Genomic DNA, 13,644 nt, shown 5'->3' on the forward strand with positions numbered 1-13,644 from the left:
TAATTAGCTTTAAAGTTAATTGTTATAAAAAGGTCACTCAGGTGGCCTTTTTTAATGCCTGAAGAAAAGTGTCATATGAAGGTGGCGCTCTTACCTTAGGCGTAGGTACTTTGTAGCAACGTTCAAAGCGTAATAATTAGCTTTAAAGTTAATTGTTATAAAAAGGTCACTTAGGTGGCCTTTTTTAATGCCTGAAGAAAAGTGTCATATGATAGTGGCGCTCTAGCCTTAGGCATAGGTGCTTTGTAGCAACGTTCAAAGCGTAATTATTAGCCTAGCTAATTATTACCAAAAAGCCCGAGCTTAGTTTCGGGCTTTTTAATGTCTAAAATAAAGTGTTATATAAAAGCGGTATTCCTACTTTTGTTCCAGAGTGGCTTTTATTTAAATATTTACCTTCTAACACAGCTACATAAAATACAAAAAATTAATTACTAATCTAGCCGATAGGTTTGAGTCTTGATAAAGTTAAATTAGAGCCAGTTAAGGGGAATATTTATGTTGAACCAAACTCTATTTAGCGCCGAGCAGGTGAGAGATAACGAAGCGCTTGCAGCTAAAAATAGCCATTGTGATTTATTTACCCTAATGCAGCGCGCAGGAGAGGCTGTATATAAGCAATGGCAGTTATTTGATGCACAGCATACATTAGTCATTGTTGGCCATGGTAACAACGCTGGAGACGCCTATATTACTGCTAGGCTGATCAAGCAATCAGGTCAACTGGTAACAGTATGCGCAGCTGAGCCTAATAAAGTATTAACCGGTGATGCTGCAAAGGCGCAGCAGTTATGGATAGAAGCGGGTGGGGTGGTTTCTCATTTTACAAAAGATGCTCTTAATGAGTGCGATATCGTTATTGATGCGCTCCTTGGGACTGGGCTTAATAACGCCGTGCGCGATAATTTTGCGAATATAATTAACGCTGTAAATAACAGTGGTAAGCCCGTAATAAGCATTGATATTCCATCAGGCATTGAAGCAAATACAGGACAGCCTTTAGGGTGCGCAGTACAAGCGACTTCAACCGTTACTTTTGTAGGTATAAAGCAAGGGCTCGCAACGACGGCAGGTAAACAATATAGCGGTAAGTTAGTATTTGATGATTTAGCAATTGGCGATGCGTTTACTTGTGTCGCTCAATCTTCAGGAACCCTTGTTAATATCAATAGCTATAAAGGAATAGCCACGCGGGCAATCAATAGTCACAAAGGAAGCCACGGTAAACTTTTATGTGTTGGTGGCAATCAAGGTACTGCAGGTGCAATTAGGTTAAGTAGTGAAGCAGCTCTTAGAACGGGTGCTGGCATGGTAAGAGTGTATACACACGAAAGCTCAATAACGCCTATTAGTATTGGCAGACCAGAACTTATGGTAAGCAGTAATAACTTACATCAAGCGCTAGAGTGGGCAAGCTGCGTTGTTATTGGCCCAGGGCTTGGGCAAGACGAGTGGGCACAACAAACATTCGATGAAGTAATGCAATATTGCCAAAACAATAAAATGCCATTAGTTATAGATGCAGACGCCCTTAATTTACTGGCTAAGAAAGCTTCATCATACACGTTAGAGCAATGCGTACTTACTCCACACCCAGGCGAAGCTTCGCGACTGCTAAGTGTTAGCACCAGCGAAATAGAATCAGACCGCTTTAATTATGCCCGCCTTTGCGCCAAGCGCTATAACGCGACTTGTGTATTAAAAGGCGCAGGAACATTAATAGATAATGCTCAGCACACGTGGGTATGTGAAGATGGCAATCCGGCATTAGCCGTTGGCGGCAGTGGCGATGTACTTACTGGTATTATTGGTGCCTTACTTGCTCAAGGTTTAACTATTGATGAAGCAGCACGCTATGGTGTAACACTGCATGCTAAAGCCGGTGATATCGCAAGTGAGCGAGACGGGCAAAGGGGCATGCTACCCAGTGATTTATTCCCAATTGTAAGAGAGTTAGTTAATAAAGTGACGTGAGTTTAAGCGTCACTCAACTATCAGTGTTCGGCTTTAAATTGTGGAACGTTATTGCACCCACTAAAAAGCATACACCTACATAAAGCCAAACACTGCTCGCTATAATATTCCACGTATCGGCACGCATTAATGCAGGGATAATTTTTAAGCTTCGTATGATACACAAGGTTGCAATAGCAATTAAAGCGGTTCTAGTAAGTACTATGTTACGCACTAGGCCAATTGCTGATAAGGCAAATGCAGTACAGGCAAACATAAGTCCAGCTATTGCAATACTACCTAAAGGCGCAAGGAGCGTACCTTGCTGTGATGATTCTATTATTTGTATTGGAGCGCGAGCAAATATAAACCAACTAGTGCCACCCCATATACAAAGTAAATGCCATACAGCCGCTGCAGATGCAATAACTCCTGCGCTTAATAAAAATTTTGCTTTTATATTTAACAGCATTTTATCTCACTGATTATTAAGCTGTAATAAATCCCACTTTGTACCATATAAGTCTTCAAAAACCACTACGGTGCCATAGGGTTCTACTCTAGGCTCTTCGTTAAATGTAACGCCTTTAGAAAGCATTAAATTATAATCTCGCCAGAAATCATTAGTATGCAAAAATAAAAACACGCGACCACCCGTTTGATTACCAATAGCGCTAATTTGTTCGGGCGTTGTGGCTTTAGCAAGCAGTAGATTAGTCCTGCTCGAATTAGTCCCATTTGAACTAGCCCCGTTTGAATTTGGAGGTTAAATTAATACCCAGCGTTTACCATCACCTAAGTTAGTATCCTCTACTAACTCAAAGTTGAGCTTTTGAGTATAAAACTCAATGGCATCGCCGTAGTCCTTAATAACTAATGCAATGCTGCTTATATGCTGTTGAACGTTAGCCATGTTTGGTTTACTCCGTACTATTAAATAAATGTGATTTTTATTATATTTAGTAAGCGATCAAGTAGGGTATATGCTCGCAGTATGTAGTGTGAATTAACTTGCGAGTTCGTCTTCATCATCGGGTGGATCACCTGAGTCTTCTTTGCGTTTTCTTTGTTCTTGTTTTGCTTTTTGTACATTTTCGTAGGTAGGTGGCGGAATAGGCATCAGTGAAATAAGCGGAAAGAATGCTAAAAATAAATAAGCCCCCTTAGACATACTTTTACCCCACGTGACCATTTTGAGCATAGCCCAAACTACGAATGAAAATAACCCAGTCACAAGGGCAATAAAAACAAAGAAGATGAATATTCCGTTATTACTTAATAAATCCATTTAATATAAATCTTAGTTATACGTAACTTAGATGTGGGTATAAATTAAACAATACCAATGGTTTTTATACTAAAAAGCAAAAAACCAGCCGAAGCTGGTTTTTTATATAAGCGAGGTGCTTAGGGATTGATTACATCGCGTTGCCCTAAATTATTTATATTTTTGATTTTAAATAAGTAAAACAAAATATTATTTACAAGTATCCCGCTTTATGACCCAGTATATAATGAGGTCTACTCAAAAGTTAGCTATCATCGCACTAACACTCATAGCCCATTGTCATGACAAATTCTCTCTCCAATTTTTCCAAATAACCCTCTTTGCGCAGAGTGAAATGGCCGTAATAACCCATTAATAGGAAGTAATTCAGTTTCTGCAATTAGAGACAAAGAGGCTTCATCAGATTCATCAATAATCTCCTCTAAAGCTTTCAACCAAACATTACGCCAATTTACTAATATTGGGGCGTTTAAGTTTAATTTATGAATCGTAAGTCTTGCTTTGGCTTTTTCCCTTCTAGTAGGTAAGCTTTCTTTAGGCACAACTTTTCCTGTTGTCTCATAATGAAAGTAATCACAACAATTTTCTAAGAGTGGTGATATAAAAGATATTTCATTAAACCATTTCAACTTGGCATGCCCGCCAAAAACATCTTTTTTGATTAAATTGTTTGCTTTGATGTCCTTAATTGCTGATGCAATTAAGTTAGTATGATCAAATGTTCTTTGCGGATTAATATTTTTAGGTTCAACATGCTCTATATGAATACCAAGGTTACGGCTAATTTCATAATTTGAATCGTCAATTATTGGAAAAATATTATCCAAACTAATTTCACTATAGCCACATAATCCAAATTGCTCTTCATAGCATAGATTCTTTGTTGCACGTTTTCTCTCTCCTTGAAAACGATCCCAAGCCTTAGTTGCTTGTTCATGAGTTTGTGGAGGCTCCATATGACGACTTTCTAGATGTCTATTTGCAACACCTTTCTTTATTCTCCTCATTCTAATCGCTCCCTGCGTCGCTTAGCCATAGCTAACCTAACCATATCAGGATGTTGTTCGCCTAATACTCCATTTAGCTGTAACTGTAACTTATTTATTTTATTGGCTACCTCTTCGGATTTTAAATCGCCTTGCTCTATCAGTTTCCTATATTTTATAAGAATATCTGACTCTGCGATTATCGGAGTTGGTTCCACCCCCATAATTGTATGCATAACATCAGAATTAGGATGACCATAACTGTCTGCTATAGGGATCGCTGCAACGGCATCACCATAAATATTATTACCTAGAACTCGAATATTGTGTTTATGCACAGTAGATAAGACCTGTGGACTGTGAGTAGTTAAAATAAACTGAATATTTTTAAACGTAGTAAGCAACTTACTTACCACTTGTTGTTGCCAGCGAGGATGTAAATGTAAATCTATTTCGTCAATTAAAACGATGCCATTACCATCAAATGGGTTATCTCTAGATGGATTTAACATGATCATACGTTTTGCTAGATCTCCTACCAAAGCGAGCAGCGACTTTTCGCCTTGTGATAGCTGAAATACGCTAATCATTGCACCTGACTTTTCGATCTTCATATCAATACCACCATTAGCATGTACAATCGAGATGGAATTTATTTCGGGAATAAATGTGCAGATAGCACTGATAACTTGATTAGTCATGTTCAAACAAAGACCGGCTTCACTATTAACTACTGATAGTTCTAGTTCAGATAGCTCTTTCTGTTTTTTTTGACGGTCTTTTTCAAGGTAAGTTAATAGGTTACCGTCGGCCTTAAGAATATCTTCATTTATAGTTTTTAGCTCATCATGCAATTGTGTTATGCGTGCCAGAGGTACTTCGGCCTGTTTTGCCATTTTGTCGCAAAGTATAAACCATGCTAAAAAATTGGTGAAATTTTGTGAATTTTTAAGCGCATCTGCATAACCATCAAATTTAGACCAACTAAGTTTTTCTGCTTTTTTTTCTGCTGTTTTAGATATATCAACTGCTATTTCATTTGCTCGATCAATCGAATAATAGGCAATGACAGGTAAGTTGGATTGATTGTTTACACGATCAAAGTTGCGATAAATATCACCAAGTATTGTAATCGGTGCATGATTAGATTCACCTTTTGAACGCTTTCCTTTCGATAACGTGTGTTCAAAATATTGGCCATCTTCAACCGCTAATAAATTAATAGCCGTAGCAATATCAGCTAACTCATCGACATTTATATCTCTATCATCTAATGAAGAACGCGAGGCATTTTCCTTAATAATAGTTGCAGCTAAGTATTTTAAAGATTTAGCAATAGCATCGATTATTGTCGACTTACCTGAACCGTTATCACCAACTAAAATGGTTACTTGTGGTTCAAATTCGACGCTTATTTTTTCAAACTGACGAAATTGAGATAAATTCAATTTCTTCATTACCAATTTAAAGTGTTCAACTGATGCATAAACTTGATCAAAGTAATACTTCGCCTTTATAGCATCTTGCTTAACATGTATGCCTTTCTCATACTTGTTTGCCATTTCAATAGATGCTAAATAATCTCCGTTATCTGCTTTTTCTATCAAGTCTTTCGTAAGTCTAGCAGGAGGAACAAACGAGTTATCAGGATTGTTGTTATTCATGGTTATGGACTCTATCGTAAGCAAGTAATTGTTGGATAACTTGTGGCGAATATTTTTTTGTCATTCTGGCTTTAAAGTCAGATTCAATATGATTAGCGAAAGTTAATAAACCACGCAAAGAGAGAATATCTTCTGTACCTAACAAACCAAGCGAAAATTTATGCAACAATAAAGATATATGGCGTTTACGCTTTCGGCCAATTGATAGTAGACCTTGGTTTGTTAATGTAATACCTGTGACATGTCGGTTATGTTTTTTAGAAGTAAATATCGTCTTGACATCATTAATGACAATGCCACCATCTAATTCTTCGCGCAAAATAGATTTGATTTGTTTAGGTATTTTGTACAATACATTTTTCTTATTAGTTGAGAATGTCAGGTCATCTGCATAACGCGTATAAACAATATTTTCTTTTCGGCATAATTCAAATACAATTTTATCAAACCCATACATGATCCAGTTTGAAATAAATGGTGAACTTGGTGCACCAACACTTAAAATTCGTTTACCCCCTGTTTCCTTGCTTGGACACCAAAAAGCTAAATGCTCAATTAAAAAGGTGTCTTGAGGTGAGATTTTGATACTAAGTTTATCTAGCATACGGACGAACAATGGCGCAGTTATGCTATTAAAAAAGTTTTGAAAATCCATTTTCAATAAATACTGGTTGTGACAATGTTCCTGTGCATTGAGCTTAATACTAAGACCTTCCTGATAAGCAAATGCACAATGATGGATAGGAAATATGACTTTCATTTGCCTTAATAAAGCATGCTGAGCAACCTTAACCCGTTTTGCTGGATGAGCAATGATGCGTTTACCTGAGGTTCGTTTGGGAATAGCATAAACCTTATACATTTTCGGGGATTCTAACGCAAAATCAATAACCTGAGTCTTATCTAACTTCAGCTCAGCACATAATGCTTGGCATATATGCATACCCCTTACTCCATAGATATCGAACAAAAAAGCCCAAGAATAAATATACTCTTGGGCTATAGACTCTTTACTTAAGAAAGCGAAGGTCTCGCATTTCTTATTGAGGAACGAGATAATAAATGCGAGGCTTTCGCATTCATAATACCGTTCAATAAATTACAGTCTGGCGTATCGCCCGACTAAGCTGAAAAGCAGCTCAAAAACGCTAAAGAGTTCAAATATAGTAACAGCCCATGAGAGTCGAATCAACAAGCAGAAACACCAAAACTAATGTACGCATCGACTACATCTACATATGAAAAATTCACAACATTACTCCTGTTAAAGTTATCCTTTAGGTGAACGAAATTTAGACAAATTTAACTCAGCAGTACGATTTATTAAATCCAATTTTGTAAGTGCGTCGATAATTAAATTTAAATGAGCTTTCCTTTATACCTAGCTACCAGAGAAAAAAGATAGGACATCCATATTGTAAACTCTATAAAAAATGGGACTCTTTTTAGCCGGAGTTTAAAACAACTATTCAATTTGTAATGGCACAGTAATTTGGCCACCTATTAAGAAAGGAATGTTATGCTACCGGCATACATATATGTGGTTGTAAAGAGAGGGAATCTTGACTTCAAGCATCATATTGCGGGTTTTAATACACTAAAAGCAAAAAACCAGCCGAAGCTGGTTTTTATATAAGCGAGGTGCTTAAACGGTGATGTTTATCACATCATGCCGCCCATACCACCCATTCCACCCATGCCGCCCATATCAGGTGCACCAGCAGATTCGTCTTTAGGGATTTCAGCTACCATTGCTTCAGTAGTGATCATTAGACCCGCAATAGACCCTGCAAACTGTAGCGCAGAGCGTGTTACTTTAGTTGGATCTAGGATACCCATTTCAATCATGTCGTTGTATTCGCCCGTTGCTGCGTTGTAACCGTAGTTACCGTCGCCGCCTTTAACTGCGTTAATTACAACTGATGCTTCGTCGCCTGCATTTGTTACGATTTGACGAAGTGGTGCTTCCATCGCACGAAGTGCAACTTTAATACCGTGGTTTTGATCTTCGTTGTCGCCAAGTAAATCAGCTAGCTTGCTAGCAGCACGTACAAGTGCAACACCGCCGCCAGGTACTACGCCTTCTTCAACCGCTGCACGAGTTGCATTTAATGCATCTTCAACGCGGTCTTTTTTCTCTTTCATTTCGATTTCAGTAGCAGCACCTACTTTGATTACTGCAACACCGCCAGCTAGTTTAGCCATGCGCTCTTGAAGTTTTTCTTTATCGTAGTCTGATGTTGCTTCTTCAATTTGTGCTTTAATTTGAGAAACACGACCGCTAATACCTGCTTCTTCACCAGCACCATCAATGATAGTTGTATCATCTTTAGTGATAATTACGCGTTTAGCTGTACCTAGGTCTTCAACTGTTGCTTTTTCAAGCTCTAAGCCTATTTCTTCAGAAATAACAGTACCGCCAGTTAATACAGCAATATCTTGTAGCATTGCTTTACGACGATCGCCAAAGCCAGGTGCTTTAACAGCTGATACTTTAACAATACCGCGCATGTTATTAACTACTAATGTAGCGAGTGCTTCGCCTTCAAGGTCTTCTGCGATGATTAGTAGTGGTTTGCTTGCTTTAGCAACCGCTTCTAATGTTGGTAATAATTCGCGGATGTTAGATATTTTTTTATCTACAAGTAGAATAAATGGGTTATCTAGTTCAACAGTGCCTTTTTCTGGGCTGTTGATGAAGTAAGGAGATAAGTAACCACGGTCAAACTGCATGCCTTCAACAACATCTAGTTCGTTTTCAAGTGATTGACCTTCTTCTACAGTAATAACACCACTGTTACGGCCTACTTTTTCCATTGCTTGTGCAATGATATTACCAATCTCTTGATCAGAGTTAGCTGAAATAGTACCTACTTGTGCAATTGCTTTAGTATCAGAACAAGGAACAGATAACGCTTTAAGCTCTGCAACAGCAGCAATAACTGCTTTGTCGATGCCGCGCTTAAGATCCATTGGATTCATGCCTGCTGCAACAGCTTTAAGGCCTTCATTAACAATAGACTGTGCAAGTACTGTAGCGGTAGTTGTACCATCGCCGGCTGCATCATTTGCTTTAGATGCAACTTCTTTAACCATTTGTGCGCCCATGTTCTCAAACTTGTCTTCAAGTTCGATTTCTTTTGCTACAGATACACCATCTTTAGTGATAACTGGAGAGCCAAATGATTTATCTAGTACAACGTTACGGCCTTTAGGACCTAATGTAACTTTTACTGCGTTTGCCAGGATGTTTACGCCAGTTAGCATTTTAGCGCGTGCGTCACCTGCAAAAAGTACTTCTTTTGCTGCCATGTTTTAAATTCCTCTAAATTCTTAAATGTTTATAAACGAAAAGTAGGTTTAGCCTACAATGCCTAAAATATTATCTTCACGCATGATCAGGTACTCTTGACCTTCGATCTTTTCAACTTTTTCAACATATGAGCCAAATAACACAGTGTCACCGGCTTTAACTTCTAACGCTCTCACGTCACCGTTTTCTAAAACGCGACCATTACCTACGGCTACAACTTCTCCGCGAGTTGATTTTTCAGCTGCAGAGCCAGTTAATACAATACCGCCAGCAGATTTTGTTTCTTCTTCTAGACGTTTAACGATTACGCGATCTTGTAAAGGACGAATGTTCATGTTTTTTAGTTCTCCTAACAGTTTCTGAACAGTACAGAAAAAAGCTTTTCTAATTTGCATTCATTAATGGGGGTAGAGTGAAAAATTCCAAGAGAAAAAACGATAAATTTTTAATCTTTTCGCTCATATTCACCATCAATAGTGGTCGGCTGGTCCATTTGCTGCTGTTCACGCGGTGAATGTGGTTGTTGAGCAAACGGTGATGGCCCTTGTTGCATGCCTGCGCTCATTCTAACAGTTGCTTGGCTAGCAAGGCCTGCTGCCAATTTGTTACGAATGGCAGGGGTTAATAATAGTAGCCCAAATACGTCAGTCATAATGCCAGGAGTAAGTAGTAATACACCTGCAATGACCACACATATTCCGGTAAATAATTCTTTAGCTGGCATTTGCCCTTGTGCCATTTGCGTTTGCACATTTTGTAGTGCACTCATACCTTGTTGTTTAACCATTTTGGCACCTAAAATAGCAGTAATAACAACAAGTGCGATTGTTGCAAACCCACCAATTACGTCGCTTACTTGAATTAGTAAGGCGATTTCGATAATAGGCACGATGATAAACAACACAAATAAAAATCTAAACATAACGCTCTCTAAATAATGACACTCAAAAGAGTTGATGAAATATAAATGAGGGTGACGAGGTCTCTTTTCAAGGTTAGGGCATAGGTATAGTCATTTTACTGATATTTAAGCGTCTACACATTGTATCGGCTATCAGATACTATGAAGCTAGACACTGTTAAATAAGTAAAGGTTCACAATGACTACGCAATTTAAACTGATTTTCACGATCTGCAAAGACGAAGACGAAGCACGTATACTTGCAAGGGCATTAGTTGAGCAAAAGCTTGCTGCTTGTGTAAATATTTTACCCAATGTGGAATCTATTTATATGTGGGAAGGCGAAGTGGCTGAAGCGACTGAAACTAAACTACTTATAAAAACGAAATCAGACAAAATGAACGATGTGTTTGTAACAATAAAAGCAATGCATAGTTATGAAGTTCCAGAGATACAAGTTATTGATGTTGCAACTGGAAACTTAGCATATTTTAATTGGATGGATGAGGTACTGAATTAATGCGTTTTTTCTTTTTATTATTGGTAACGCTATTAACTGCGCCTGTAAAGGCTACAACTAATAATGTGCTTGGTGATCTCCTTGGGCCTCCGCAACAGACTTTTTTACCTGTAGACCAAGCGTTTATGTTTGACTTTGATCAGCAAGGCAGCACCTTGTTTGTAGGTTGGGATATAGCGCCAGACTATTATTTATATAAAAAGAAAATAGAAATTATTGCCAAAGGCGCAAACATTCAAGTGGGTGACTTGGGTACAGGCGAAATTATTGAAGATGAATTTTTTGGTAAAACAGAGGTTTTTTTTAATTCCGCAAGTGTTATTAGTAAGCTAAGTAATGTTACCGACGGTGCCGTAGTTAAAGTGCGTTACCAAGGCTGTGCTAAAGCCGGGCTTTGTTATCCGCCAGAAGTTATTAGCATTCCACTTAGTGTAATTAATGGCGCACAGGTTAAAAATGTAGAGCAAAATAACACTACAGATGAAGCAGCAACTGCGCAAAGTACGTTTGCAGCACTCAATGAGCCTGCCACTGAACCTACAACAAATTCGGATGATGCCGAAAAAGAACTTACTTTTACCGAGCAGTTAGAAAGTCAGGGCTTAATAACTAATTTACTCATATTTTTTGCTGTTGGTGTTGGCCTTGCTTTTACGCCATGCGTATTCCCTATGTTTCCTATTTTGTCGAGCTTAATTGCGGGTCAGCAAAACCTTTCAACTAAAAAAGCCTTTGCACTATCGTTTGTATATATACAAGGTATGGCTGTTACTTACGCAGCACTAGGTTTGGTTGTTGCAGCGCTTGGTGGGCAAGTGCAGGGGTATTTACAGCATCCATTTGTGTTAATCAGCTTTAGTTTATTATTTGTATTATTGGCTATGTCTATGTTTGGCTGGTACGAAATTAAATTGCCAAGCAGTATGATGAGCAAGTTAACTCAGGTAAGTAATAATCAAAAAGGCGGCAACTACGTTGGCGTATTTTTAATGGGCGTGCTTTCGGGATTAATAGCATCACCTTGTACTACTGCGCCACTGTCGGCGGCGCTCTTATTTGTTGCGCAAAGTGGTGATTACTTAGTAGGTGGTTTAACACTATACGTGCTTAGTTTAGGTATGGGGTTACCACTTTTATTACTTGGTACATCTGGCGGTAAATTGCTGCCTAAAGCCGGTGGTTGGATGGAGCAAGTTAAAACCTTGTTTGGTTTTGTGATGCTCGTTGTGCCGCTTATATTACTTGAGCGCCTAATCAGCGCCGACATTATATTATTAATGGCAGGTGTGCTTGCATTAGCAACGGCACTGTACTTACATCATTGGCAGAGTAGTCAAACACAAAGCATGTTAAAAACTGCATTGTGGTTTGCTGCAACGCTATTAGTTATTACAGGCTTTACGTTAACAAAAAACTACTTTTGGCCGGTACAAGCGGTGCAGGTAAGCTCGCAAAGTAATGAGTTTAAAAAGGTGGCTGATTTAGCTGAGCTAAAAGAAGCGGTTGCACAAGCAAACGACGACGGTCGAATGGTTATGGTCGACTTATATGCCGACTGGTGTGTGGCGTGTAAAGAGTTTGAGCATTACACGTTTCCAAATGCCAAAGTGCAAAGTGAATTTAGCCATTACCAGCTAATTCAAGTTGATTTAACTAACAGTGACAATAAAACAATTGAGCTAATGGAAGAGTACACCGTGTTTGGTTTACCTAGTATTTTGTTTTTTAATACTCAAGGGCAAGAGCTTAGTATGCAACGAGTGACTGGCTTTTTAAACGCTGATGATTTTGCTAAACACCTAGCTATAGTGCGCGCCAGCGCACAATAATAGTGCAATAGTGCCACCTATACTGATTAAGTGGCACCTTCTTTATTCTTCTGATACCTGTACCCATCACACTGATAAGACCAGTATTTTGCTGCTATTTACGTCGAAATCACTATAATAGTTGGTTAACGTGAGAAATTGTTGCTACATTGCTTTTTTTACTTACTTAAAAGTGAAAAATTAGTTAGTAACCGCTTAACTCATTACTTATAGGATATATCGCGTATTATGGCTGCAAAATTTAACCTTTTAGTTATAAATGGTCCAAATTTAAACATGCTTGGCAAACGTGAACCGGACAAATACGGTTTTCAGACGCTCAGTGAGATTATGAACGAACTAACCAGTGCTGCTGATAGTCTAGATGTTAAGTTAACGCATTTTCAAAGTAATAGTGAGCAAGTACTCATCGAACGAATTCACGATGCTTGGCAAGCGGTTGATTACATAATTATCAACCCAGCTGCATTTACGCATACTAGCGTCGCATTACGTGATGCACTGTTAAGTGTTGATATTCCGTTTTTTGAGGTGCACTTAAGTAACGTGCACGCACGTGAAGCCTTTCGTCATCATTCGTATTTTTCTGATGTGGCACAAGGCGTGATATGTGGATTAGGTGCAATGGGTTATCACGCAGCATTAAATGCAGCAGTTAACCGGTTGCAAAACGCAATTTAATTTTAAATTAACACACAAACTAACAGGCGGGTCGTGTAATGGATATTCGCAAGATAAAGAAGCTTATCGAATTAGTAGAAGAATCAGGTATTGCTGAGCTAGAAATCACTGAAGGTGAAGAATCAGTACGTATTAACCGTAACAATATGAGCGCAGGCCCAGGTTACCCGCAATTTGCTCCACAGCAATATGCACCAGCGCCAGCAGCACCAGTTACAGCGGCTCCTGTAGCTGTTGAAGCAGCAGCACCAGCTGAGCCTATGGGTCATCAAGTTAAATCACCAATGGTTGGTTCTTTTTACTCAGCTGCGTCCCCTGAAGCGCCAGCATATGTAGAAGTAGGTCAGCAAGTTAAAGTTGGCGATACACTTTGTATTATCGAAGCTATGAAAATGATGAACCAAATTGAATCAGATAAAGCCGGTACAGTAAGAGCTATCTTAGCTGAAAATGGCGAGCCAATAGAATTTGATCAACCTCTATTCATCATTGAATAATAGCGTAACCTA

General features: G+C 38.7%; 13 protein-coding genes and 1 pseudogene. 5 read left to right on the forward strand and 9 right to left on the reverse strand.

All coding sequences use genetic code 11. The features are described from left to right. The first annotated feature begins 498 nt into the window (after positions 1 to 498). Complete coding sequence (locus tag P20495_RS02465; protein WP_008138813.1) at positions 499 to 1,974, forward strand: bifunctional ADP-dependent NAD(P)H-hydrate dehydratase/NAD(P)H-hydrate epimerase; 1,476 nt, start codon at positions 499 to 501, stop codon at positions 1,972 to 1,974. Between the two features lie 13 nt (positions 1,975 to 1,987). On the opposite strand, the gene P20495_RS02460 is transcribed toward P20495_RS02465, so the two are convergent. From P20495_RS02460 to P20495_RS02430, 9 genes and pseudogenes are all read right to left on the reverse strand, one after another. Continuing rightward, entirely contained in the window at positions 1,988 to 2,425 is a 438-nt protein-coding gene (locus P20495_RS02460) for a hypothetical protein (RefSeq protein WP_008138814.1), read from the reverse strand. A gap of 6 nt (positions 2,426 to 2,431) precedes the next feature. Continuing rightward, positions 2,432 to 2,866 (reverse strand): annotated as a pseudogene (locus P20495_RS21010) (VOC family protein). A 93-nt stretch (positions 2,867 to 2,959) separates the two neighbouring features. After that, on the reverse strand, positions 2,960 to 3,241 hold the full coding sequence (locus tag P20495_RS21015; protein ID WP_033016357.1) for a hypothetical protein: 282 nt from the start codon (positions 3,239 to 3,241) through the stop codon (positions 2,960 to 2,962). A gap of 266 nt (positions 3,242 to 3,507) precedes the next feature. Beyond that, positions 3,508 to 4,248 (reverse strand): retron system putative HNH endonuclease, encoded by a 741-nt coding sequence (locus P20495_RS02455; protein ID WP_008138819.1) that lies wholly within the window; start codon positions 4,246 to 4,248, stop codon positions 3,508 to 3,510. Then, positions 4,245 to 5,891, reverse strand: coding sequence for an AAA family ATPase (locus P20495_RS02450; protein ID WP_008138820.1), 1,647 nt, complete (start codon positions 5,889 to 5,891; stop codon positions 4,245 to 4,247). Before P20495_RS02450 ends, P20495_RS02455 begins: the two co-directional genes overlap by 4 nt. After that, positions 5,884 to 6,834, reverse strand: coding sequence for a retron St85 family RNA-directed DNA polymerase (locus P20495_RS02445; protein WP_008138821.1), 951 nt, complete (start codon positions 6,832 to 6,834; stop codon positions 5,884 to 5,886). The genes P20495_RS02450 and P20495_RS02445 overlap by 8 nt, the downstream gene beginning before the upstream one ends. Before the next feature lie 719 nt (positions 6,835 to 7,553). Further along, positions 7,554 to 9,203 carry a chaperonin GroEL gene (gene groL, locus P20495_RS02440; protein ID WP_008138822.1) on the reverse strand — a complete coding sequence of 550 codons (1,650 nt, stop codon included), beginning with the start codon at positions 9,201 to 9,203 and terminating at the stop codon, positions 7,554 to 7,556. Between the two features lie 48 nt (positions 9,204 to 9,251). Then, entirely contained in the window at positions 9,252 to 9,539 is a 288-nt protein-coding gene (locus tag P20495_RS02435; protein WP_007580032.1) for a co-chaperone GroES, read from the reverse strand. A gap of 110 nt (positions 9,540 to 9,649) precedes the next feature. Further along, on the reverse strand, positions 9,650 to 10,126 hold the full coding sequence (locus P20495_RS02430) for an FxsA family protein (protein ID WP_008138824.1): 477 nt from the start codon (positions 10,124 to 10,126) through the stop codon (positions 9,650 to 9,652). Positions 10,127 to 10,304: 178 nt separating this feature from the next. Between P20495_RS02430 and cutA the strand changes: the two genes are divergently transcribed. From cutA to accB, 4 genes are all read left to right on the forward strand, one after another. Continuing rightward, complete coding sequence (gene cutA / locus P20495_RS02425) at positions 10,305 to 10,625, forward strand: divalent-cation tolerance protein CutA (RefSeq protein ID WP_008138826.1); 321 nt, start codon at positions 10,305 to 10,307, stop codon at positions 10,623 to 10,625. Beyond that, the gene (locus P20495_RS02420; RefSeq protein WP_008138828.1) at positions 10,625 to 12,454 is read left to right on the forward strand and encodes a protein-disulfide reductase DsbD; all 1,830 of its coding nucleotides are present in this window, start codon (positions 10,625 to 10,627) and stop codon (positions 12,452 to 12,454) included. Before cutA ends, P20495_RS02420 begins: the two co-directional genes overlap by 1 nt. A 228-nt stretch (positions 12,455 to 12,682) precedes the next feature. Continuing rightward, complete coding sequence (gene aroQ / locus P20495_RS02415; RefSeq protein WP_007375932.1) at positions 12,683 to 13,135, forward strand: type II 3-dehydroquinate dehydratase; 453 nt, start codon at positions 12,683 to 12,685, stop codon at positions 13,133 to 13,135. Positions 13,136 to 13,173: 38 nt separating this feature from the next. Then, positions 13,174 to 13,632, forward strand: a complete 459-nt coding sequence (gene accB / locus P20495_RS02410) for an acetyl-CoA carboxylase biotin carboxyl carrier protein (protein ID WP_008138830.1) — start codon at positions 13,174 to 13,176, stop codon at positions 13,630 to 13,632. Positions 13,633 to 13,644 lie beyond the last annotated feature (12 nt).

The organism is Pseudoalteromonas sp. BSi20495 (assembly GCF_000241185.1).
GTDB classification, from domain to species: Bacteria; Pseudomonadota; Gammaproteobacteria; order Enterobacterales; family Alteromonadaceae; genus Pseudoalteromonas; species Pseudoalteromonas fuliginea.

What these genes read in the sequence shown, in the direction of transcription:
- P20495_RS02465 (WP_008138813.1), top strand. Translation starts at nt 499, where the DNA reads ATGTTGAACCAAACTCTATTTAGCGCCGAGCAGGTGAGAGATAACGAA.
- P20495_RS02450 (WP_008138820.1), bottom strand. Translation starts at nt 5,891, where the DNA reads ATGAATAACAACAATCCTGATAACTCGTTTGTTCCTCCTGCTAGACTT.
- P20495_RS21015 (WP_033016357.1), bottom strand. Translation starts at nt 3,241, where the DNA reads ATGGATTTATTAAGTAATAACGGAATATTCATCTTCTTTGTTTTTATT.
- P20495_RS02435 (WP_007580032.1), bottom strand. Translation starts at nt 9,539, where the DNA reads ATGAACATTCGTCCTTTACAAGATCGCGTAATCGTTAAACGTCTAGAA.
- P20495_RS02455 (WP_008138819.1), bottom strand. Translation starts at nt 4,248, where the DNA reads ATGAGGAGAATAAAGAAAGGTGTTGCAAATAGACATCTAGAAAGTCGT.
- accB (WP_008138830.1), top strand. Translation starts at nt 13,174, where the DNA reads ATGGATATTCGCAAGATAAAGAAGCTTATCGAATTAGTAGAAGAATCA.
- cutA (WP_008138826.1), top strand. Translation starts at nt 10,305, where the DNA reads ATGACTACGCAATTTAAACTGATTTTCACGATCTGCAAAGACGAAGAC.
- P20495_RS02430 (WP_008138824.1), bottom strand. Translation starts at nt 10,126, where the DNA reads ATGTTTAGATTTTTATTTGTGTTGTTTATCATCGTGCCTATTATCGAA.
- P20495_RS02445 (WP_008138821.1), bottom strand. Translation starts at nt 6,834, where the DNA reads ATGCATATATGCCAAGCATTATGTGCTGAGCTGAAGTTAGATAAGACT.
- P20495_RS02460 (WP_008138814.1), bottom strand. Translation starts at nt 2,425, where the DNA reads ATGCTGTTAAATATAAAAGCAAAATTTTTATTAAGCGCAGGAGTTATT.
- groL (WP_008138822.1), bottom strand. Translation starts at nt 9,203, where the DNA reads ATGGCAGCAAAAGAAGTACTTTTTGCAGGTGACGCACGCGCTAAAATG.
- P20495_RS02420 (WP_008138828.1), top strand. Translation starts at nt 10,625, where the DNA reads ATGCGTTTTTTCTTTTTATTATTGGTAACGCTATTAACTGCGCCTGTA.
- aroQ (WP_007375932.1), top strand. Translation starts at nt 12,683, where the DNA reads ATGGCTGCAAAATTTAACCTTTTAGTTATAAATGGTCCAAATTTAAAC.